25 protein-coding genes and 2 pseudogenes are annotated in these 20,348 nt (G+C 60.4%); 13 read left to right on the forward strand and 14 right to left on the reverse strand.

Annotated features, from left to right (window positions below; translation table 11 throughout):
- The 5 genes and pseudogenes from ACQKP4_RS19705 to ACQKP4_RS19725 form a co-directional block, all read left to right on the forward strand.
- A pseudogene (locus ACQKP4_RS19705) lies at positions 1-204 on the forward strand (aminotransferase class I/II-fold pyridoxal phosphate-dependent enzyme); the annotation flags it as partial.
- 28 nt (positions 205-232) lie between these two features.
- On the forward strand, positions 233-1,015 hold the full coding sequence (locus tag ACQKP4_RS19710) for a transporter substrate-binding domain-containing protein (RefSeq protein ID WP_427635303.1): 783 nt from the start codon (positions 233-235) through the stop codon (positions 1,013-1,015).
- Positions 1,016-1,100: 85 nt separating this feature from the next.
- Complete coding sequence (locus ACQKP4_RS19715; RefSeq protein ID WP_427635304.1) at positions 1,101-1,814, forward strand: ABC transporter permease; 714 nt, start codon at positions 1,101-1,103, stop codon at positions 1,812-1,814.
- A gap of 5 nt (positions 1,815-1,819) precedes the next feature.
- Positions 1,820-2,518 (forward strand): ABC transporter permease, encoded by a 699-nt coding sequence (locus ACQKP4_RS19720; protein WP_427635337.1) that lies wholly within the window; start codon positions 1,820-1,822, stop codon positions 2,516-2,518.
- Positions 2,518-3,525, forward strand: coding sequence for a DMT family transporter (locus tag ACQKP4_RS19725; RefSeq protein ID WP_427635305.1), 1,008 nt, complete (start codon positions 2,518-2,520; stop codon positions 3,523-3,525). Before ACQKP4_RS19720 ends, ACQKP4_RS19725 begins: the two co-directional genes overlap by 1 nt.
- Here ACQKP4_RS19725 and ACQKP4_RS19730 read toward each other — a convergent pair.
- Positions 3,481-3,966, reverse strand: a pseudogene (locus ACQKP4_RS19730) (TetR family transcriptional regulator C-terminal domain-containing protein); the annotation flags it as partial. The gene ACQKP4_RS19725 and the pseudogene ACQKP4_RS19730 sit on opposite strands and share 45 nt — an antisense overlap.
- 170 nt (positions 3,967-4,136) lie before the next feature.
- On the opposite strand from ACQKP4_RS19730, the gene ACQKP4_RS19735 reads away from it, so the two are divergent.
- Positions 4,137-5,153: a succinylglutamate desuccinylase gene (locus ACQKP4_RS19735; RefSeq protein WP_427635306.1), complete on the forward strand. Its 1,017-nt coding sequence runs from the start codon at positions 4,137-4,139 to the stop codon at positions 5,151-5,153.
- Between the two features lie 369 nt (positions 5,154-5,522).
- Positions 5,523-6,623, forward strand: coding sequence for a polyamine ABC transporter substrate-binding protein (locus ACQKP4_RS19740; RefSeq protein ID WP_427635307.1), 1,101 nt, complete (start codon positions 5,523-5,525; stop codon positions 6,621-6,623).
- 63 nt (positions 6,624-6,686) lie between these two features.
- On the opposite strand, the gene ACQKP4_RS19745 is transcribed toward ACQKP4_RS19740, so the two are convergent.
- From ACQKP4_RS19745 to ACQKP4_RS19760, 4 genes are read right to left on the reverse strand one after another with little or no spacing between them, the layout of a single operon-like run.
- Positions 6,687-7,043 carry a lysozyme inhibitor LprI family protein gene (locus ACQKP4_RS19745; protein ID WP_427635308.1) on the reverse strand — a complete coding sequence of 119 codons (357 nt, stop codon included), beginning with the start codon at positions 7,041-7,043 and terminating at the stop codon, positions 6,687-6,689.
- 35 nt (positions 7,044-7,078) lie between these two features.
- On the reverse strand, positions 7,079-7,507 hold the full coding sequence (locus ACQKP4_RS19750) for a nuclear transport factor 2 family protein (RefSeq protein ID WP_427635309.1): 429 nt from the start codon (positions 7,505-7,507) through the stop codon (positions 7,079-7,081).
- A gap of 36 nt (positions 7,508-7,543) precedes the next feature.
- Positions 7,544-8,722, reverse strand: a complete 1,179-nt coding sequence (locus tag ACQKP4_RS19755; protein WP_427635310.1) for a cystathionine gamma-synthase — start codon at positions 8,720-8,722, stop codon at positions 7,544-7,546.
- Positions 8,719-10,095: a pyridoxal-phosphate dependent enzyme gene (locus ACQKP4_RS19760; protein WP_427635338.1), complete on the reverse strand. Its 1,377-nt coding sequence runs from the start codon at positions 10,093-10,095 to the stop codon at positions 8,719-8,721. Before ACQKP4_RS19760 ends, ACQKP4_RS19755 begins: the two co-directional genes overlap by 4 nt.
- 220 nt (positions 10,096-10,315) lie before the next feature.
- Here ACQKP4_RS19760 and ACQKP4_RS19765 point away from each other — a divergent pair, with 220 nt between their 5' ends.
- From ACQKP4_RS19765 to ACQKP4_RS19775, 3 genes are all read left to right on the forward strand, one after another.
- Positions 10,316-10,741, forward strand: a complete 426-nt coding sequence (locus tag ACQKP4_RS19765; RefSeq protein ID WP_427635311.1) for a DUF1801 domain-containing protein — start codon at positions 10,316-10,318, stop codon at positions 10,739-10,741.
- 128 nt (positions 10,742-10,869) lie between these two features.
- The gene (locus tag ACQKP4_RS19770) at positions 10,870-11,805 is read left to right on the forward strand and encodes a Ppx/GppA family phosphatase (RefSeq protein WP_427635312.1); all 936 of its coding nucleotides are present in this window, start codon (positions 10,870-10,872) and stop codon (positions 11,803-11,805) included.
- The gene (locus tag ACQKP4_RS19775) at positions 11,805-12,017 is read left to right on the forward strand and encodes a hypothetical protein (RefSeq protein ID WP_427635313.1); all 213 of its coding nucleotides are present in this window, start codon (positions 11,805-11,807) and stop codon (positions 12,015-12,017) included. Before ACQKP4_RS19770 ends, ACQKP4_RS19775 begins: the two co-directional genes overlap by 1 nt.
- A 71-nt stretch (positions 12,018-12,088) precedes the next feature.
- Here the strand turns inward: ACQKP4_RS19775 and ACQKP4_RS19780 are convergent, their stop codons facing one another.
- The 4 genes from ACQKP4_RS19780 to ACQKP4_RS19795 all read right to left on the reverse strand — a co-directional run bounded on the left by ACQKP4_RS19780 (position 12,089) and on the right by ACQKP4_RS19795 (position 14,922).
- Positions 12,089-12,295, reverse strand: a complete 207-nt coding sequence (locus ACQKP4_RS19780; protein ID WP_427635314.1) for a helix-turn-helix transcriptional regulator — start codon at positions 12,293-12,295, stop codon at positions 12,089-12,091.
- Positions 12,292-12,666 (reverse strand): hypothetical protein, encoded by a 375-nt coding sequence (locus tag ACQKP4_RS19785; protein WP_427635315.1) that lies wholly within the window; start codon positions 12,664-12,666, stop codon positions 12,292-12,294. Before ACQKP4_RS19785 ends, ACQKP4_RS19780 begins: the two co-directional genes overlap by 4 nt.
- A 121-nt stretch (positions 12,667-12,787) precedes the next feature.
- Positions 12,788-14,467, reverse strand: coding sequence for a sensor domain-containing diguanylate cyclase (locus ACQKP4_RS19790; RefSeq protein ID WP_427635316.1), 1,680 nt, complete (start codon positions 14,465-14,467; stop codon positions 12,788-12,790).
- A gap of 146 nt (positions 14,468-14,613) precedes the next feature.
- A complete protein-coding gene (locus ACQKP4_RS19795; RefSeq protein ID WP_427635317.1) occupies positions 14,614-14,922 on the reverse strand; it encodes a DUF7693 family protein in 309 nt (102 codons plus the stop codon).
- Between the two features lie 96 nt (positions 14,923-15,018).
- Between ACQKP4_RS19795 and ACQKP4_RS19800 the strand changes: the two genes are divergently transcribed.
- Positions 15,019-15,408 (forward strand): c-type cytochrome, encoded by a 390-nt coding sequence (locus ACQKP4_RS19800; RefSeq protein ID WP_427635318.1) that lies wholly within the window; start codon positions 15,019-15,021, stop codon positions 15,406-15,408.
- A 9-nt stretch (positions 15,409-15,417) separates the two neighbouring features.
- Positions 15,418-15,930, forward strand: coding sequence for a GNAT family N-acetyltransferase (locus tag ACQKP4_RS19805; protein WP_427635319.1), 513 nt, complete (start codon positions 15,418-15,420; stop codon positions 15,928-15,930).
- Positions 15,931-15,973: 43 nt separating this feature from the next.
- On the opposite strand, the gene ACQKP4_RS19810 is transcribed toward ACQKP4_RS19805, so the two are convergent.
- The 5 genes from ACQKP4_RS19810 to ACQKP4_RS19830 all read right to left on the reverse strand — a co-directional run bounded on the left by ACQKP4_RS19810 (position 15,974) and on the right by ACQKP4_RS19830 (position 18,587).
- Positions 15,974-16,213 carry a hypothetical protein gene (locus ACQKP4_RS19810; RefSeq protein WP_427635320.1) on the reverse strand — a complete coding sequence of 80 codons (240 nt, stop codon included), beginning with the start codon at positions 16,211-16,213 and terminating at the stop codon, positions 15,974-15,976.
- A gap of 238 nt (positions 16,214-16,451) precedes the next feature.
- Positions 16,452-16,775 carry a hypothetical protein gene (locus tag ACQKP4_RS19815; RefSeq protein WP_427635321.1) on the reverse strand — a complete coding sequence of 108 codons (324 nt, stop codon included), beginning with the start codon at positions 16,773-16,775 and terminating at the stop codon, positions 16,452-16,454.
- Between the two features lie 112 nt (positions 16,776-16,887).
- Complete coding sequence (locus tag ACQKP4_RS19820) at positions 16,888-17,472, reverse strand: chorismate mutase (RefSeq protein ID WP_427635339.1); 585 nt, start codon at positions 17,470-17,472, stop codon at positions 16,888-16,890.
- 100 nt (positions 17,473-17,572) lie between these two features.
- A complete protein-coding gene (locus ACQKP4_RS19825; protein ID WP_427635322.1) occupies positions 17,573-18,079 on the reverse strand; it encodes an HIT family protein in 507 nt (168 codons plus the stop codon).
- Positions 18,080-18,224: 145 nt separating this feature from the next.
- The gene (locus ACQKP4_RS19830) at positions 18,225-18,587 is read right to left on the reverse strand and encodes a hypothetical protein (protein ID WP_427635323.1); all 363 of its coding nucleotides are present in this window, start codon (positions 18,585-18,587) and stop codon (positions 18,225-18,227) included.
- Positions 18,588-18,986: 399 nt separating this feature from the next.
- Here ACQKP4_RS19830 and ACQKP4_RS19835 point away from each other — a divergent pair, with 399 nt between their 5' ends.
- The gene (locus ACQKP4_RS19835) at positions 18,987-20,345 is read left to right on the forward strand and encodes an MATE family efflux transporter (RefSeq protein ID WP_427635324.1); all 1,359 of its coding nucleotides are present in this window, start codon (positions 18,987-18,989) and stop codon (positions 20,343-20,345) included.
- Positions 20,346-20,348: the final 3 nt, after the last annotated feature.

Raw genomic sequence — 20,348 nt, forward strand, 5'->3', positions numbered from 1 at the left:
CTGCGGGTGATCCGCTCCCTCGCGGAAGAAGGCCGGACCATGATCCTGGTGACTCACGAAATGGCCTTCGCCCGCGATGTGTCGTCCAAAGTCGCTTACTTGCATCAAGGGCTGATCGAAGAAACCGGTTCGCCGGACGAAGTGTTTGCACACCCACGCAGCGAGCGTTGCCGGCAATTTGTCAACGCTCATCAGACTCGCTAATAACCTCATAAGAAGACGGGAAAACATCATGGGAAATCGACGATTGGCAAACTGGTTTACGGGCGTGGCCTGCGTATTGCTGGCCGGCATGAGTGCTGCACAGGCCCAGCCCATCAGGTTCGCAGTAGCAGCCGAACCGTACCCGCCGTACACCGAGAAGCAGGCCAATGGTGAATGGAAAGGCTTTGAAGTCGACCTGATTCACAAGCTCTGCAGCGAAATGAAAGCCGAATGCGAGATCAAGGAAGTGGCATGGGACGGCATCATTCCGTCGCTGCTGGCGAAGAAGATCGACGTGATTTTTTCCTCGATGTCGGTGACTGACGAGCGCGAAAAACAAATCGCTTTCAGCAAGGCGTATTACGACACGGCGATTGCGATTGTCGGGCCCAAAGGCACCTCGGTGAAAAAGTACCCGGATGACCTCAAAGGCAAAATCATCGGCGTGCAGAACTCGACCGTGAGCGCCAGCTACCTGAAGCAGTACTACGAAAAAAACGCTGACGTGAAGTACTACGACACCCAGGACTCGGCCAACGCCGACCTGATTTCCGGTCGCGTCGATTTGATAATGGCGGATGCCACAGCCATGGCGTCCTTCATGAAGAGCCCGGACGCGAGCAACCTGGAATACCTCGCCACTGTGCCATATGACCCGATCTTCGGCAGAGGCGTGGCCGCCGGTCTGCGCAAGGACGACACCGAGCTCAAGGCGAAACTCGACAAGGCAATCGTCAGTTTGCTGGCCAGCAAATACTACGACGATCTGTCCCAAAGCTATTTCGGCACCAGCGTAAAACCTGCGCTCTGACCAGAACAGAGATCCTGTGGGAGCGAGCTTGCTCGCTCCCTCAGGGATCGTGGCAAGCAGTTGGTTTCGCCAACCGGAGAATGAAATGCCTGCAATGTTCGAGTTGATCGGTTTCAGCGAAACAGGATGGGGCGCTGCGCTGTTGAAGGGACTGTTGATGACCCTGCAGATATCGGCGGGGGCCTTTGTGGTCGGGCTGTTCATCGGCCTGGTGGTGGCTTGCCTCAAATTGGGCGCGCCCAAACCAATCGCGGCACTGATGCGCGGTTACACCACGTTGTTCCGGGCGATTCCGGAGTTGTTGCTGATTCTGTTGCTGTACTACGTCGGCTCGATGCTGCTGAACTCGCTGATGACGCAGATGGGTTACGACGTGGTCAATGTCAGCGGTCCGCTGGCGGCCATCGTGGTGTTGGGGCTGGTACAGGGCGCTTACGCCTCGGAGATTTTCCGTGCGGCGATTCAAGCGATTCCGTACGGCCAGATCGAGGCGGGGAAGGCGTTCGGCCTGAGCGGTTTCGGTTTGTTCCGGCGGGTCACGCTGCCGATCATGGCGCCCTACGCGATGGCCGGCATGGCCAACCTGTGGATCAACCTGATCAAGGACAGTGCATTGATCAGCGTGGTCGGCACCAACGAGCTGCTGTACACCGCCAAGCAAGGCGCGGGTTCGACGCGTCACTACCTGTTGTTCTACCTCACGGCCGCCGCGCTTTATTACGTGGTGACGCTGGTGTCCAACTACCTGTCGGGACGGCTTGAGCGACGTATTCGTCGCTGGATGCCTTTGGCTGAGTGAACGAAATGATTCCAGCGTGGATAGTTGAATACGGGGCGCTATTGCTCCGCGGATTGCAGACGACCATCACCATTCTGCTGATCTCCAGCGTGTTCGGGTTTGTGCTGGCGGTGCTGGTGGCGTTGGCGCGGATCTCGAAAAACAAAATCATCGCCAAGGGCAGCCTGTTCTACACCAGCGTGTTGCGCGGGACGCCGTTGCTGATCCAGATCTACATTTTCTACTACGGCCTCGGCAGCCTGTTTGCACAGTTTCCGCTGATCCGTGGCAGCTTTCTCTGGCCGTATCTGCGCGATGGTTACTGGTACATCGTCTTTGCGCTGGTGCTGTCGGTGGGCGCGTATGTCGGTGAGGTGATTCGCGGCGGCCTGTTGGCGGTGCCCAAAGGCGAAATGGAAGCCGCTTCGGCGTTCGGCATGACCCCGCGTCAGTCGCTGCTGCGGGTGCGTTTGCCGCGAGCGTTGCGCTTGCTGCTGCCAACCCTGGCCGGTGAGACCGTGATGCTGCTCAAGTCCACGGCCCTGGCGTCGACGATTGCGATTGTCGATCTGTTGGGCGCCGCGAACGTGGTGCGGGCGCAGACCCTTCAAGTGTATGAGCCGCTGTTGCTGGTGGCCGGGGTGTATGTCTGCCTGACGTTCCTGATCGAGATGCTGTTTGCCTTTGCCGAACGGCGCGGGACACCCGTGCGCAGGTCGGTGTAATGAGTACGCCAGGAAGGGTTGATCGGTCGTTGCAGGGCATTGGCCTGTGCACGTTGGGTTACGCGTTCCTGGCGTTGCAGGACGCCGTGATCAAATGGCTGGTCGCCGATTATTCGGTGGTCACCATCCTGTTCTGGCGCAGCCTGTTCGTGGTGGTCGTCTGCTTGATGGCGGGGCGCTCGCGCCTGGTGCAGAAAGCCTGGCGCTCGCCAAGCCGACGCGTGCTGGTGGAGCGCGGCTTGCTGTCGCTTGTCGCCTGGGTGCTGTATTACACGGCGGCCAAGGACTTGTCCCTGTCGGAAATGACCACCCTGTATTTCACCGCGCCGATCATGGTGACGGTGTTGGCGGCAGTGATTCTCAAGGAGCGTTCGAGCGGTTGGCAGTGGTTCTCGCTGGTCCTGGGTTTTGTCGGGGTGATCATCGCCTGCCGTCCGGGCAATATCGCCGAGCCGTGGCCGATTGCGCTGTCGCTGCTGGCGGCGATGTGCTGGGCGTTCACCTACATCCAGTTGCGTCAGGTCGATGACCAGACCTCAGTGCTGGAGCAGATGCTGATCACTAACGTGGTGTTTGTGGTTTGCATGGCGGTGGCGCTGCCCTGGACTTACACCCCGGCGCCGCTGCCGGACTGGCTGGGCATGCTCGCCGCCGGGCTGGTGGGCGGTATCGGCCAGTTCCTGTTGTTCGCCAGTTTCAGGCGCGCCACTGCGACGTTGCTGGCACCGTTCGAGTACACCGGCCTGATCTGGGCGTTCCTGTTGTCGAGCTTCGTCTGGGGCACGCTGATGGACGTCTCGCTGATGATCGGTGCCGGGCTGATTGCGATCAGCGGCACCCTGGCGATGATCTTCGGGCGCCACGCCTCACAGGACGTCGTCGGCGCTGAATGCTCCGTGACGCAGCCCCTTTATCCAGCAACGGCAGATGTGGAGCCCGTTGGCGGGGCTGAAGGTCTCGGGGTTGAGGCACCACTCGATCCAGAGTCCGTCGAGCATCGCCGATAAACCGATGGCCGCGAGCCGGGTGTCGTGAATCACGAAACCTTCGCTGGTGGCCATGTCGTTCAGCAGTTGGCCCAGCAGGTCGAGGTAGGCGCGGTAGCTCTTTTCGTGGGACAGGCTGACGTGTTCGGAATGGCGGACCAGGCTCCAGAACACCACCCATACACCGAGCAATTGCGGGTCCATGACCCGTGGTGAAAACGAGCCTTTGAGGAACGCGTCCATCTTCTGCGCCGGGGTGCCGGCCCGCTGGATTTCCTGGAGCAGGGCCGTGGTCAGTTCGCTGGCGATCTTCTGGTAAGTGTCGGCGATCAACGCATCGATGCTGCCGAAATGATGATTGAGCAAGCCGACCGAGACCCCGGCTTCGGTCGCGATGCGGCGCACTGAAATACCGGCGTGACCGTCACGAGCCAGGCAACGCAGGGCGGCGGCGACCAGCATCTCGCGGCGCTCGTCGGGGATAGCGCGACGGTTTTTGACAGAAGGAGTGGTCACAGAGGAATCCTTGAGTGCGGTGCCTGGTTGGCGAGCTTAGTTGAACAGGCGTTCAATCTCCAGTGAAGTCAGCGGCAAACGCTGGTTTTTAATGATCATGACGGGAGGACAAGCGGATGGCGCAGGATATTTCGTTCAGTGTTCGCAACAATAATGGCGACGCGGTCCAGGTCGGTGCGTGGCGTTTCGTGGGCAGTGACAGCGGGCCGAAGGTGCACCTGCAAGCCGGGGTGCACGCCGATGAAATCGCCGGAATGCTGGTGCTGCACCTGTTGATGCAGCGCCTGCACCTTGCCGAGGCTCAGGGCCGGCTCAAGGGCAGCGTGACCGTGGTGCCGCAGGCCAATCCGCTGGGCATCGGGCAGTTCCGCCAGGGGCGAATTCTCGGGCGCTTTCACGACGCCACCGGGCACAACTTCAACCGTTCGTTCGACCAGTCGACCGCGATGGCGCAGCCTTCGACCAACGTCCAGGACTGGCAAAAAAAACTGGTGCAACTGGCGGCGCCGGCCGACGTGATGCTCGACCTGCACACCGATGACGAGGCGTTGCCGTACCTCTACGTGCACCGCAGCTTCTGGCCACGAGGCCGCGAACTGGCGGCGGCGATGAAGATGGACGTGGCGATCATCTGGGACGAGGGCGGTGATGGTTCTTTCGAGGAAACCATCATTGCGCCGTGGTTGCGCGATGGCGTCACCGATCAGCGCATGGCCGCAACCCTTGAGTTGCGCGGGCAGGGCGATGTCAGCGACCGCTTTGCCGAACAGGATGCCGACGGCTTGTACGTGTGGCTGTGCAGTTACGGGATCATCGACGAACCGCTGACGGCGGACGCCTGGCCCGTCGAAGCGATGGACATGGGCCAGATGGAAACCATCCTCGCGCCGCAGCCGGGGGTGCTGATCTTTGAAAAAGAGCTGGGTGATTTTGTCGAAGAAGGCCAGCGCTTTGCGCGGATTCTGCGCCGGCCGGGCGATCCTGCTTCCGAGGTGATCCTGCATGCGGAACAGGCCGGGCGCATGGTCACCCGCTATCGGGATCGACTGGTGTCGCAAGGCATGGTGGTGGCCAAGTTCACCGGCAGCCGGGTGTCGCGTAACTGGAGTGGCGGCTTGCTGGACCCGAACTGAGGACTGCGGCGGCCTTCATTTATCATTCGCAGAGCGGCGCTTAACAGCCCGCTCTTCTTTTTTGGGGAGGGTGCGGGGCAGCAAGGCCAGCCGTTGATCACCGACTGCAAGCACTGCTCTGACAATTGAGGGTCATGGCGCCCAATACCGGAATGGTCCATTGATCCGGACACGCATATTGGCCATTTCGATCTCCTTTTGGCCAACCTCGCACTATGCTCCTGACCAGCCCCTCGGCAAGAATCGAAGCCATTGCCGGTCCGTTGACACCAAAAACAACAATGCTCTTTTCCTTTCCTCGGCAATTTTGCAGGCCTGCTGTGTACAGAACATAAAAACCATCGAGCTACACACTTGGGGAAACGAACCATGGTCACGATGAAACGCATACTGGGCGCCACCGTTTGCGGGTTGACGCTGCTGGCCAGCGCGGTGCAGGCCGAACAGCGCGAACTACGGGTGTACAACTGGGCGGATTACATCCTGCCGTCGGTGCCCAAAGACTTCGCCAAAGACACCGGTATCAAAGTGACCTGGGACACCTTCGACACCAACGAGTCGCTGGAAGCCAAGCTGCTGACCGGCAACTCGGGCTACGACCTGGTGGTGCCGTCCAATCAATTTATCGAAACCCAGATCAAGGCCGGCGTGTTCCAGAAACTGGACAAGTCCAAGCTGCCGAACTGGTCGCACCAGGACCCGGCGCTGCTCAAGTTGCTGGACAAGAATGACCCCGGCAACCAGTACGGCGTGCCTTACATGTACGGCACGGTGCTGATCGGGTTCAACCCGGCCAAGGTCAGAGCGGCACTCGGCGATAACGCACCGGTGGACAGTTGGGACCTGGTGTTCAAGCCCGAGAACATGGAAAAGCTCAAATCCTGCGGCGTAGCCATGCTTGACTCGCCGTCGGAAATCCTGCCGCTGGCGTTGCACTACCTGGGCCTGGACCCTAACAGCCAGAACCCGGACGACTACGAAAAAGCCAAGGCGCTGATGCTGAAGATTCGCCCGTACGTCACCTACTTCAACTCCGCCAAATACATGACCGACATCGCCAACGGCGACATCTGCGTCGCCATCGGCTACTCCGGCAGCTTCTACCAGTTCGGCAATCGCGCCAAAGAGGCGGGCAACGGCGTGGTCGTCGATTGGCGCTTGCCGAAGGAAGGCGCACCGATCTGGTTCGATACCTTTGCCATTCCAAAAAGCGCGAAGAATGTCGAGGAAGCCCACGAGTTCCTCAACACTTTGCTCGACCCGAAAGTCATCGCTCCGATCAGCGATTTCCTTGGCTACCCGAACGCCAACAAGGATTCTCTGCCGCTGATCAACAAGGACATCACCGGCAACCCGAACCTGACGCCGACCAGCGAAGCGCTGAAAACGTTGTACGTGGTGCAGCCATTGCCGCAGAAGCTTGAGCGGGTTCGCACGCGGGTATGGACGAGCATCAAGTCCGGCAACTAACGCTTGGGCGCATCACCTTGGCGTGCGGTTGCGCCAAGGTGATGCGGGCGACTGGCCCTTCGGTCAAAACGGCCCTTTCGTCACCACCCGTGTATCGATGATCTTTTGCAGCACCTGGATTCGCCGTTCGTACGAGTCCGTCAAGCAACTCACGTTTGCCCCGCACGATGCTCGGCTTTTCAGCCAGTCCTGCTGCTGGCTAATCAAATCGTCGCGTCCGCCCATGGGCAAAAACTTTCGGTCAAGGCTGTAAAGCACTGCCATTTTTACGTCGAGGTCGTTCAGCGCACGGTTGGCGCAGACGGTTTTTTCATCGACCGCCTTGGCCTGGTTACAGTCGAAACTGGCCGCGTAGGTGGATGGGGTCGCCGACAGTGCAGCGCAGCAGAACAGGGCTGCCAGAAGCTTTTTCTTGAACACGGACATATTCACCCTACAAGCATTGTTTTTCGCAATCAGCCTTTACTTGCCGCCAGATAAGCGCCAAGCCTGCTGCCCATTTCTTCGCCCAACGCCTGCAAGCCACTCATCGGCCGCACCATCACCTCAAACTCGACAATCTTGCCCTGCTCGTCGAAGCGGATCATGTCGATGCCCTTGAGCTTTTTTCCGTTGACGTTGGCGCTGAACTCCAGCACCACGCTCAAGCCGTCTTCTGTCGCCAATTCACGGTGGTAAGTGAAGTCCTTAAACACCTCAACCACTGTGTTCAGGATCATCGTCACCACCGGCGCGCCGGGGTAGGGCGCGTGCGCCATCGGCGAGCGGAACACCGCTTGCGGGTCGAGCAATTCGGGCAAGGCTTTCAAATCAGCCTTGCTGATCATCGCGTGCCACTGTTTCAGCGATGCCGCGGCGTTGGGGTGTAGCTTCAGTTCAGACATCAATGACTCCTGTTGTTATTGGTCTGAGGTTGGTTTTCACAGGCGCGCCAGCGCCTGGGCCAGGTCGGCGCGCAAATCTTCGACATCCTCGACGCCGACCGACAACCGCACCAACCCGTCGCCGATCCCCAGTTGCGCGCGGGTTTCGGCGGGGATGGTGGCGTGGGTCATGATCGCCGGGTGCTCGATCAGGCTTTCGACGCCGCCCAGGCTTTCGGCCAGTGCGAAGATTTGCACACTTTCGAGGAAACGCCGGGCGCCGGCAAGGTCGCTGTTGAGGTCGATGGAAATCATCCCGCCGAAGCCGCGCATCTGCCGTTTCGCCAGCTCATGCTGCGGGTGTGACGGCAGGCCCGGATAGTAGACGCGCGCCACTTGCGGCTGGCGCTCCAGCCATTGCGCCAGTTCCAGCGCGTTGCTGCAGTGGCGTTCCATGCGCAGCGCCAGGGTTTTCACCCCACGCAACGTGAGGAACGCGTCGAACGGCCCGGCAATGGCGCCCACCGAATTCTGCAAAAAGCCCAGGCGTTCGGCCAGTTCGGCGTTGTCCCCGACCACGGCGATGCCGCCGATTACATCGGAGTGGCCGTTCAGGTATTTGGTGGTCGAGTGCAGCACGATGTCGAAACCCAGCTCCAGCGGCCGCTGGATCCACGGGCTGGCGAAGGTATTGTCGGCGACGCAGATGATGCCTCGGCCACGGCAGATGCGCGCGACGGCGGCGAGGTCCGTCAGGCTCAGCAGCGGATTGCTGGGCGTCTCGACCCAGACCATTTTCGTGTCGTCTTGAAGTGAGGCTTCGAAGGCCGACAGGTCGGTCAGGTCGACAAAGCTGAAGCGGTGCCCGGCGCTACGCCGCCGGACCTTGTCGAACAGGCGGAAGGTGCCGCCGTACAAATCATTGCCCGAAACGATGTGTGCACCGGCATCGAGCAATTCGAGCACGTTGGATATCGCCGCCAGTCCGGAGGCGAACGCGAAAGCCTGGGTGCCGCTTTCGAGGTCGGCGACGCAGCGTTCCAGCGCAAAACGCGTCGGGTTGTGCGAGCGCCCGTAATCGAAGCCCTTGTGCACGCCGGGGCTTTGTTGCAAGTACGTGGAGTTGGCGTAAATCGGCGGCATCAGCGCGCCGGTGGTCGGGTCCGGCGTTTGCCCGGCGTGGATCACCCGCGTGGCGAAAGCGCGTGGCGCGCCGGTTTCATCGTGTTGACTCATGTCAGGGATCTCCGCAAATGGTTGAGCAGGTCGACGCGGGTAATCAGGCCGTGAAAGCCCGAAGCGTCGGCAATAATGGCGACCAGGCCACGGTCCAGTTCGGCCTGCAACGCGGTCAGGCTGGTGTTCGGCGGCAGCGTCTCGACCTTGTCGGTCATCGCGCTGGCGACGGTCAGGCGAAAGTGCGAGGCGTCTTCCTGCAGGCGCAACAGAATGTCGGATTCGTCGATCACGCCGACCAGTTTCTGGCCATCCACCAGCACCGGCAACTGCGACACATCCGCCAGGCGCATGCGCTGGAACGCCGTCAGCAGCGTGTCGTCCGGGCCGACGCTGATCACCCGGCCATCCTCGAAACGCCGGGCGATGATGTCGCGCACATCACCGTACCGTTTTTGCGCGAGCAGGCCCTGATCGTTCATCCATTGGTCGTTGTAGACCTTCGACAGGTAGCGGGTGCCAGTGTCGCAGACGAAGCTGACCACGCGCTTGGGCTCGGTTTGCTCGCGGCAATAACGCAGGGCGGCGGCGAGCAAGGTGCCGGTCGAGGAACCGCCGAGAATGCCTTCGGCGCGCAGCAACTGGCGGGCGTGATCGAAGCTTTCCTCGTCGCTGATCGAATAGGCGTGGTGCACGCTGGAGAGGTCGGCAATCGACGGGATGAAGTCCTCGCCGATGCCTTCCACCGCCCACGCACCGGGGGTGCCGATGGTCCCGCTGCGGCTGTATTCAGCCATCACCGAGCCGACCGGGTCGGCCAGCACCATTTCCAGGTCCGGCTGCACGCGTTTGAAGAAACGGGTCAGCCCGGTCAGCGTGCCAGCGGAACCGACACCGACGACGATGGCGTCCAGATCGTGTTCGGTTTGCGCCCAGATCTCCGGCGCGGTGCTGCATTCGTGGGCCAGTGGGTTGGCCGGGTTGTTGAACTGGTCGGCGAAAAACGCGCCGGGAATGTCCTGCGCCAGGCGCGCGGCCACGTCCTGGTAATACTCGGGGTGGCCCTTGCCGACATCGGAACGGGTGATGTGCACCTCGGCGCCCATTGCCTTGAGGTGCAGGACTTTTTCCGTGGACATCTTGTCCGGCACCACCAGCACCACGCGATAACCCTTGGCGCGACCGACCAGGGCCAGACCCAGACCCGTGTTGCCGGCGGTGGCTTCAACGATGGTGCCGCCAGGTTTGAGACGACCGTCACGTTCGGCGGCGTCGATCATCGCCAGGCCGATGCGGTCCTTGATTGAACCGCCGGGATTTTGCGATTCGAGTTTGAGAAACAGCGTGCACAGGCCGGTATCGAAGCGGCTGACCCGTACCAGCGGCGTGTTGCCAATCAGGCCGAGCACGGCGGGGCGTGAAGTGTCTGGAATAGGCTGTTCGGGCATGTTGTCACCTCCTGCGAAGTTCCATGGATGGACAATGACCTGCGATGGATGGCAGGCAATAGCTCGCTTCGACCATAGGCCCGGATCGGGATGCTCGCAACCTTGCGCAGCCAAAAGGTCATGTCGTCGGCGAAACGGCAAAACCCGCTGACTGCCGCAATACTCAAGTGCGGCGAGGGACACCATCATCCAGAGGACGATAGTCATGAAGAAGGAGCACACCGGTTCAACCGAGGCAGAGGCGGGCGCGGAATCCGCGTCCCGGCTGATCGATCAGCGAATCAAGGAACTGACGGATTGGCGCGGCGATACGCTGGCGCGCATCCGCGCGCTGATCCGGCAAGCCGACCCTGAAGTGGTCGAGGAGTGGAAATGGCGCGGCGTTCCCGTGTGGTCGCACGCGGGCATTATCTGCACCGGCGAAACCTACAAAAGTGTGGTGAAAATGACCTTCGCCAAGGGGGCGTCGCTGCAAGACCCTTCAGGGCTGTTCAATTCCAGCCTCGAAGGTAATACCCGACGGGCGATTGACGTGCATGAGGGCGAAGCGATCAATGAACAGGCGTTGACGGCGCTGATCCATGCCGCCGTGGCGCTGAACTGTTCGAAACAGGCCGCTCGCGGCCAGTGAGCGGCGTCGCGGCGGCCATATTGCGTTGTCATCAAGGTGTCACTCAACCCATGACAGGATCCTCGCAAACCGTCTTGAAGGCTCGGCGGAACCCCGTCCACGGGCTGATAAACCTGCCAGGAATTTCCATGAAAGGTGACGCCTCTCTGTTCGCGGCCATAGACCTGGGCTCCAATGCGTTTCGCCTGATGATTGGCCAGTCGGTCAGGCGCAACCAGCAGTTGATGATCCAGGAAGTCAAAACCCTGCGTGAGCCCGTGCGGCTGGCGGAGGGGTTTCAGGGCGGCGCGCTGGACGAGTTGGCACTCGACCGAGGCTGGCAGGCGCTGGCAAGGTTCGGCAAAAAACTGCGCGGCTTCGAGGCCGGACGGGTGCGGGCGGTGGCAACCAGCGCGGTGCGCGAGGCCGATAATGCCCGGCTGTTTCTGGCCAGCGCAGAGCGGCACCTGGGCTTTCGGATCGATGTGATCTCCGGGCACGAAGAAGCGCAACTGGTCTACGCCGGCGTGGCCCATACGATCCCGAGTGCCGAAACCATGCGCCTGGTGGTGGACATTGGCGGCGGTTCCACCGAACTGATCCTGGGGCGGGGCGCGCAACCGTTGCTGACCGAAAGCATCGCCATCGGCAGCGGCAACGTGGGGGCTCGATACTTTCAGGATGGTCGCATCACGGCGTCGGCGCTGCTGGAGGCCGAGCGCGTGGCGACGCTGCAATTTGAAACGGTTGCACAGCGTTATCGCGCATTGGGTTGGCAGCAAGCGATCGGCTCTTCCGGCACCGCCCGCACGTTGGCGAAACTACTCAAAGCCAACGGACTGAATAACCCTGGCCAAAGCGGCATCAGCTATAGCGGCCTGCTGCGTTTGTCGCTGCGATTGCTCGAAGCCGGCCATGTCAGCCAGCTGCGGCTGGCCGGTTTGCCAAGCCATCGCCTGAGCACCTTGCCCGGTGGTCTGGTGCTGATGCTGGCGGCGTTCAAGGTGTTTGGCATCGCGCAGATGACACCGTCCGAAGCCGGGTTAAGGCTCGGCGTGTTGCATGGTTTGATGTCCGGGCATTGATGCTCAGTGATCAATCACCGTTCGGTCCGCTGCCGAGCGTCGTCGCCAGAAAATCCGCAAACGCACGCGCCGCCATCCGCGTGGTGCGCCCCAGCGGAAAATACGCATGCACCGGCAAGTCCGCCATCTTCCAGTTGACGGGGTTGGTCTACGACGTGGCTACCGGGCTCATCGAAACAGTCGTGCCTTCGGGCCTGCTGAGACTTGAATAGGCACGACTTCAGGGTCGAGCCGTTGAAAGACTGTTCGATCTGTTTTTTCACTTCGCATGGAGTGAGGGGCCTCAGGACAGGCCCGAATCCCCGTCATCAAAAATGCTCTCGATTGGCAATTCGAACGCTCGGGAGATTTGAAAGGCCAGCGGCAAGCTTGGGTCGTACCGCTCGTTTTCAATCGCATTGATCGTCTGCCGGGATACGTTCAGCAGCGAGGCCAGGTCGACCTGCGACCACTTGCGTTCGGCACGAAGTTCTTTCAACCGATTCTTCATTGATAACGGCGTCTGGCAACGCGCAGCCCGATGATCCACGTCAGGCCCATCACCGGCCATACCCATAGCCAAGGCAAGTGGGGCGCACCGACATTTTCCAGAAAACCGTAGCTGAAGGTCAGTAGCGCAGACGCCGCAAAAGCGAAGCCCAAGGCTTCGAACTGGATGCGTAAATGCATTTCATCCAGGCGCCGAAGCTGGCGGACGATGGCCCAGCACATCAACGCAGCCGGGATCACCGGAGTGAGCGTGATGAGCGTGCGCAAATAAAGACTGGCGTCTTGCAAGCGCATTAGCAGGAATATCGAAGCCATCAACACAATCGAATACAGGGCTAGCGCTGCGCCCATTTCGAGGTAATACCGTTTCATTTCATAATCCTTGATGTAAAACGTCCTTTACATATTGGTCGATGCTTTTTCCAATGTAAAGCACCCTTTACATCGGTTTGCCGACAGCCATCACGCTTTTGTCGATGGATCGCAAGGCGTGCTAGCGCGAGGTCTCAGTCGCGCTGGCGTTGTACGCCACGCGATTTCTGCCGGACCACTTCGCCTGATACAACTGCTGGTCGGCGCGTTTGATCAGCGCCGTGGTGTTGCTGTCCGAAAGCTCGGCCAGGCCGATGCCGATGCTTACGGTGACCTGGCCAATCGAGCCAAAGCCGGCCCCGGCGATGGCGGCGCGAATTTTTTCGGCGACGACTTCGGGGCAGTCGGGTTGCTCGATTTCCGGCAACAACACGGCAAATTCCTCACCGCCGTAGCGCGCCACAAAATCGGTTTCGCGGGTGGTGCCCTGAATCAGTTGGGCGATGCGTTGCAGCACTTCATCGCCGACGGCGTGACCGTGGGTGTCGTTGATTTTCTTGAAGTGATCGGCGTCGATGAACAGCAGCGCAAACGGGCGTCCGGTGCGCTGGAAGAGCAGGCTGGACTCGGCCAGTTTTTCGTCGAAGCGCCGCCGGTTGTACACGCCGGTCAGGGCGTCGTGGGTCGCCAGTTTCAGCAGTTCGGCATTGGCCTGGGTGAGGGCGGCGGTGCGCTGCGCGACCGTGGCTTCCAGCGAAGCGTTGGCCTCTTGCAGCTCGCGCTCCTTGCCGAGCAGCGACTGCGTCATGCTTTGGATGGACAGGCCGAGTTGGGCGATCTCCAGGACCGAATGATCCTGCGGGAACGTTGCCCCGGATTGCTGGTTCTGCACCTGCTGGGCCGATTTCGCCAACAGTTCGATCGGGCGGCTCAGGTACAACGCCAGGTAGTAGGCGACGAAGCCGAACGCCACGGCCGCCAGCACGCCCAGCAGCAACAGCTTGTAGAGCAGAATGCGCGCGGGCTGCAGGGCGATGTCCAGTGGTTGGCGAACCGCGATGTACCACGAAAGGCCGGTGCTCGACGGCACGGGCACGGCGACCATGCTGGTGAGGAAACCCTGGCCGACGGTCCAGCCGGGAACGTCGGAAGGTTTTTGCTCGGACAGTGGCAATTGTTGCCCCAGCAGCGACTCCGGGTAGAGCACTTTGCCGTCGTGATCGACGATCAGCGCTTGCACTTCAGGCTCCGTGCCTTTTTGCAGCACCGCCGCATCCACAATCCGCGTCACCCAGCTCCAATGTGCATGCGCGCCCAACACGCCTATCACCTTGCCTTGGGCATCGTGGATCGGTGCGGCGAAATCGATGAAACGCAACGGCTCGCCCGTGGTGTTTGCCGGTAGCAGTTTGGCCAGCAATACCGCTTCATGCGGGTCGCCGGTGTAGGCGCCGCGCATTCCGGCCTGGAACCATGGGCGTTCTTTTACCGATTGATTGACCAGCAGCCCGTTCACCGCTTGGCGCACACGCCCGTCGGCATCGGCCACGCCCATCCACGCGTATTCGGCGCGGGACTGCGAGCGCAGTTCCATCGAGGTCAAAATGTCCGGGTCGTCGAGATCGCCTCTTTTGAACAGCGGGGCGCGGCTGAGCAGCGACACTTCGAGTTGGCGTTCATGCAGCTGCGCGCCCAGCAGTTCGGACGCCGAGCGCGCGGTGCTCAGCAAGGCATTGCCGCTGGCCTGCTTCATCTGCGCGGTGGCAATGTGGCCCACGTAGAAACCTACGCTCACCAGCGTGAGCAGCGATAAACCGGCAAACCACAGGGTCAGGTGACTGCGCAAACTCGCTTTGATCATGGCCACTGTCTAATTTTCTGGAGTCGCGGCATGGTATGCGCAATCGCCAAGTCGGTGCCAGTGGCGGCCCTTTCATGGCCCAGGTGCGCAAACCCGAGGTTTTTAACACCCCACTGCGGCGTAACGCGGACCCAGGGCACGGCCCATCAGGGCGATTGAATCAATCCGCGACACAGGCGTTCGATCTGCGCCAGCTCCCAGGTGCTGAGCAAACTGACCGGATCAGTACCAAAACGTTGCCATTGGCCCAATTCGCCCTCGCGACCGTCCGGGCGTTGGCAGCGCTGGCAATGCAGCAGACGAGTGCCGTCAAAACCGAGGCTCAGGCGCCAGCCTTCGATATCGACGAGCACGTGGCCGGACTCGGGTTGTTCGGCAAGGCGCTGCAGCGGCCGGACTTCCAGCGCGGCATCGCGCAGTTGCTGGTAAACCTCGCGGGCGGTCAAGGGCGGCACAAGCGTCTCCGGTAAATTCGGGGTGCACAGGATAGACGATCATGGTGAAATCGCGGCCAGCTTCTGTTGTGAACACTTTCTGGTCTGGAACCGAACATGAAGAGCACCGTCGCCGTCACCTTCACCTTGCTGCTCTGTACCGGGTTGTTCAGCCTGCCGGCCGCTGCGGCGGGCGATGCCGAGGCGGGCGCGACACTGTTCAAGCGTTTGTGCGGGGGTTGCCATCAGGTCGGAACGTCGGCGCGCGGCTCTTTCGGGCCGCAACTCAATGGCATTATTGGCCGCGCCTCGGCCAGCACCACGGATTACCAGTATTCCGACGCGATGAAATCAGCCGGCCTGGTCTGGACCCGCGAGAACCTGACCGCGTACCTCGAAGCGCCAAAGAAAGTGGTGCCCGGCACGCGGATGATTTTCTGGGGCCTGGACGATCCGGAAAAAGTCGAAAACCTGCTGGCTTACCTTCAAACGTTTCAGCCGCAATAGGGCTTGCCTGTGCCACGAATCACCGCGCGATTACTGTTACGGCCACCCCAAGTCGACGACCTGGCCAGCGTCTTCGCCATCTACGGCGACCCCGCCACGAACCAGTTCAATCCCGCCGGCCCGCTGACCCGTATTGATCAGGCACAAACGCTTCTGACTCAGTGGATGACCCACTGGGAAATTCATGGCTACGGGCAGTGGACGATTGCCACCCGCGACGCCCCGGATTGTGTGATCGGTTTTGGTGGTGTTGATTCGCGCAAGTACGCAGAAACAGAACGACTGAACCTGGGTTATCGGTTTGCCGTGACGGCGTGGGGCCGGGGGTATGCAACCGAGTTGAGCCGCGCAGCAGTTGGGTTCGGGCTCGATGAGCTAAAACTGCGGCAAATTTTTGCGCTGGTAAGACCGGCGCATGCGGCATCGATCCACGTGCTGGAGAAAATCGGCATGCAGCGCGTCGATGTGCTGGATGACGTGCCGGGGCAGTTGCCGAGCCTTGTTTACACGATCAGTCGCTAGCTAAAAAGCCCGACCGATCAGGCCAGGCTTTTATAGGCTCCAGCTAATTACCATCCGCCACTTTGCGCTCTATCTCGGCAATTTTTTGATTCAGCTCTTCGGCATCCTGCTCTTTGACGCGGGTGGAAGAGGGCGTAATGACTTCATCCACGCCTCGGGTATCGCGGTCGGTGTCTTCCAGATCCCTTTCCACCACATTGACGGGTTTGCCAGACGTATCCAGGGGCGGGGCGTTTGTTGCGGTTTCGCGGTCGAGGTCGTTAACACGGTCATCGTTGTTCATGGCACTTACCTCCAGTGATCTATTCGTTGGATGCAGCGCCATGGCGGGAGTTCGAGTTATTTTCAACGGGAAACAAAGTTCCTGCCTCGACGATCAGCCACTTCACGCCAGTACTGATTCGCTGCGGCGATCACGCCGACTCGCTGGCGATAATCCCGGGACTGATTTGTTTTGTGCATGAAAAAGCCCGGCGGGTGAGGCCGGGCTTCTTGTTGAGTGTCGCGGTACAGCCATCCATTCAGACAGCGCGGCTTTCGATCAAGCGGTCGGAACCACCTTCGGCGACGCGATTCTGTTGCAGACGGTCAGCACCATCAGCGGCAACCCGGTTTTCAATCAGACGATCAGAGCCACCTTCGGCTACACGATTCTGTTGCAAACGGTCAGCACCATCAGCGGCGACCCGGTTTTCAATCAGACGATCAGAGCCACCTTCCGCCACACGGCTTTCAATCAGACGATCCGAGCCACCTTCAGCAACCATCTGGTGCACAGGGGTAGCGGCAAAAGCGTTAACGGCGAAGAGCGAGAAAGCGATGCTGAGGACGGTTTGGCGTTTCATGATGTTTGCTCCGGGGGTGTTATTGGTTGGTATGGTTGGCGATGTTACGCCCCGGATTTTTTAAGAGAACTTCATTGAGTCAATGGTGACTATCGACGCGGTCAATGGTCGCTTAACCCTTTGATTTATCGACGATACACAGCTCCCCGGTGGCTCGAATCAGCGCCTGGCCGTGCAACTGATCCTTGATCAGACTGGCTCTTTGCTTGGCCAACCAGCCCGGACAGTTCGGGTCTTTGCGATAAGGCTCGAAGTCGGCGTATTGCTGCAGCAGACGATTTTGCAGCGCATCCAGTTGCGGACGGATTTGTTTGATGAGGTCCGGTCGAGGCGTATCGGGCGCTTTGCCGGCCGCTTGCCATTGCGCGAACAGACCGTATTGCACCAACTTGTTGGCTTCAATTTGCGCGGCGATCAAATCGGCGACCTCGTCCGGGTCCAGTTTGCGCTCGGCGGCGACTTTCCTCGCGTTATCGATAACCTGCGCTTCCCGGGTACTGTCCTGCACCTTCAACTTTCCGCTGTCCCACTTGGTCAGCGCCACCAGGTCGCCGATGTTCAAGCGCTCGTTCATGGTCACTAGCAGCGGCTGCAAGGCATCGGGTGGCGGTGAGGAAGCGTCGGCTTGTGCGCCGCCGATGAACAGGCTGAGTGCGGCGCAGGACAGAAACCGCGGTAAGCGTGAAGGATGAAACATAGGCAAAACCTCTTCGGTGGCAGTGCGCCCGGCATTCCAGGCTGCGTCCATAAAACGCGTTCTCAATGGGCATTGGCAAGCGTTGGTTGATGACTCTGCGCTAAAGCGCGGCCTTCGAGTCACTCTGTTTGAACGCCCTGCACAAACGATCAATCACTTCGCTGATCGCCGGGCCTTGAATGGCCGGTGGCCGGGGTTTTTCGCCGAATTCGCGCCAGATAAACAGTGTCAGCTCGGCACCGTCGGTGAGTGATTGCCCACTGCCTGAGTAGTCGAACGTTTGCAGGAGCCTGTAGCGCTCGTCCTGCCAGAACAGCGCCTCAACCCAGGCGTACACCGGAATGAAATGAAAGTGCAGCGGATAACCCGGCATGTGCCCGAACCGGCTGATGTAGAGCCACTTGGGTTGCAACAGTCCTTCGAGGACTCGCTGGGTGTTGGCGAGCAAACCGCCCAACTCCGCCAGCGCGGCGTCCGGCAGATCAGCCACCGAGCTGACGTGAGCCTTCGACCCCAGCATCAGGTAACCCGGCAATGCGGACGCCAGGTGATGGTTGAGAATCCAGTGTTCGGTTTCGTGGAGGATGAAGGCCGGTGCGATGACCATTGGCAGGCGTCCGTGCTGATGTTGAACAGCAGGATAGCAAGGCCGGCGACGTGAGCAGGCAGGCAATCGAGAATCAGGACAAACGCAAAAAAGCCCGGCGGGACAGGCCGGGCTTTTCATTGAGGACCGCGGTAAAGCCATTCATTTATGCAGCGCGATATTTGATCAGGCGGTCGGCGCCACCTTCGGCAACGCGATTCTGGTTCAGATGGTCCGAACCATCAGCGGCAACGCGGTTCTGTTGCAGGCGGTCGGAGCCATCGGCGGCAACGCGGTTTTCAATCAGACGATCCGAGCCACCTTCGGCAACGCGGTTCTGTTGCACACGGTCAGCACCGTCAGCGGCAACCCGGTTTTCAATCAAGCGATCCGAACCACCTTCAGCCACACGGCTTTCAATCAGTCGATCCGAGCCACCTTCAGCAACCATCTGGTGCACAGGGGCGGCGGCAAAAGCGTTAACGGCGAAGAGCGAGAAAGCGATGCTGAGAAGGGTTTGGCGTTTCATGATGGTGTGCTCCGGGGGAGTTATTGGTCGGTATGGAGCGGATGTTACGCCGTGGATTTTTTATGAGAACTTCATTGACGTGATGGTGACTATCGATGGCGGCAATGTATGGAAACAGCGCCGTCAGCGCAGGGTGATGGCATCCGGCTAGGCGTTAGGTGACGGGGGCGCACTGGCATCCTCCGCGCCCGCTGGACCGAGGAGCAAGGTGATCAAGGAATGAGTGGATATCACGGGTTCCGAGCGTTATGCAGGACCCGTCACGATAAAATCTCGAACATTTCACGTCTCTTGGCTGGAAATATAAACACAGACCTGAGATGTTCAGCGGTCCTCGGTTTTGACTCATCGAAGCTATCCTTTATCAGACCTCCAGCAGTCGAGATGGACCTCTATCCAATGCCAACCCCAACCCAATCCTCCCCACTCTGGAAAACCTACCTGCTTTTCCTCGCGCCGATGGTCCTGTCGAACTTCCTCCAGTCGATGTCCGGCACGATCAACAGCATCTACATCGGCCAAATGCTCGGCACCCAGGCGTTGGCGGCTGTTTCCGGCATGTTCCCCATCGTCTTTTTCTTCATCGCGCTGGTCATTGGCCTCGGTGCGGGCGCGGGCGTGCTTATTGGGCAGGCGTGGGGCGCCCGTGAGTTGCACATGGTAAAAGCCATCGCCGGCACCACGTTACTGCTGGGCGCAATGATAGGTCTGGCGGCGGCTATTCTCGGCAGCGTCTTCGCACGGCCGGCGCTACAGGGTTTGGGCACCCCGGCCGACGTGCTCGACGACGCCGTCTCTTACGCGCACGTGATGATGTGGATCATGCCGTCGCTGCTGGTCTACGTGCTGTTCACGCAATTGCTGCGCGGGGTCAGCGATACGGTATCGCCGCTGGTGGCGTTGGTGGTGTCGACGTGTATCGGGTTGGCGCTGACACCGGCGTTGATTCGCGGATGGCTGGGGTTGCCGCCGATGGGGATTCAGAGTGCGGCGTATGCCGGGTTGGTGGGTAACGTGTCGGCGATGGGGTGGCTGGCGTGGCGGTTGATTCGCAGGGGCCATCCGCTGGCGCCGGACCGGGAGATGTTCGCGGCGATGCGCCTGGACCGGGTAATTCTCGGCAAAGTGCTGCGCATCGGGTTGCCGACCGGGTTACAGATGGTGGTGTTGTCGGTGTCGGAGCTGGTGATTCTGGCGCTGGTCAATCAGCACGGCTCGCAAGCGACGGCCGCGTATGGCGCGGTCACGCAGATCGTCAATTACGTGCAGTTTCCGGCGCTGTCGATTGCGATCACCGCCTCGATCCTGGGTGCGCAGGCGATTGGGGCCGGGCGGCTGGAGCGCATGGGGCCGATTTTGCGCACGGGGCTGCTGATCAACGTATGCCTCACCGGTGGCCTGGTGGTGTTGGGTTATCTGTTGTCGCATTGGTTGTTGGGGTTGTTCCTCACAGAAGACACGACCCGGGCGATGGCCGAGCACCTGTTGCACATCATGCTCTGGAGCCTGCTGGTGTTCGGCTTCCAGGCGATTGTCGGCGGGATCATGCGCGCCAGCGGCACGGTGTTGGTGCCGATGGCGATTTCGATTGTTTGCGTGGTGCTGGTGCAATTGCCGGTGGCGTATGTGCTGGACGGGCAGTTCGGATTGCAGGGCGTATGGATGGCATTTCCGGTGGCGTATCTGGGGATGCTGGCGTTGCAGACGGCGTACTACAAGTTCGTCTGGCAGCATAAGAAGATCGAACGGTTGGTGTAAAAC

The sequence above is a fragment of the Pseudomonas sp. NPDC086278 genome, from assembly GCF_050280905.1.
GTDB lineage: Bacteria > Pseudomonadota > Gammaproteobacteria > Pseudomonadales > Pseudomonadaceae > Aquipseudomonas.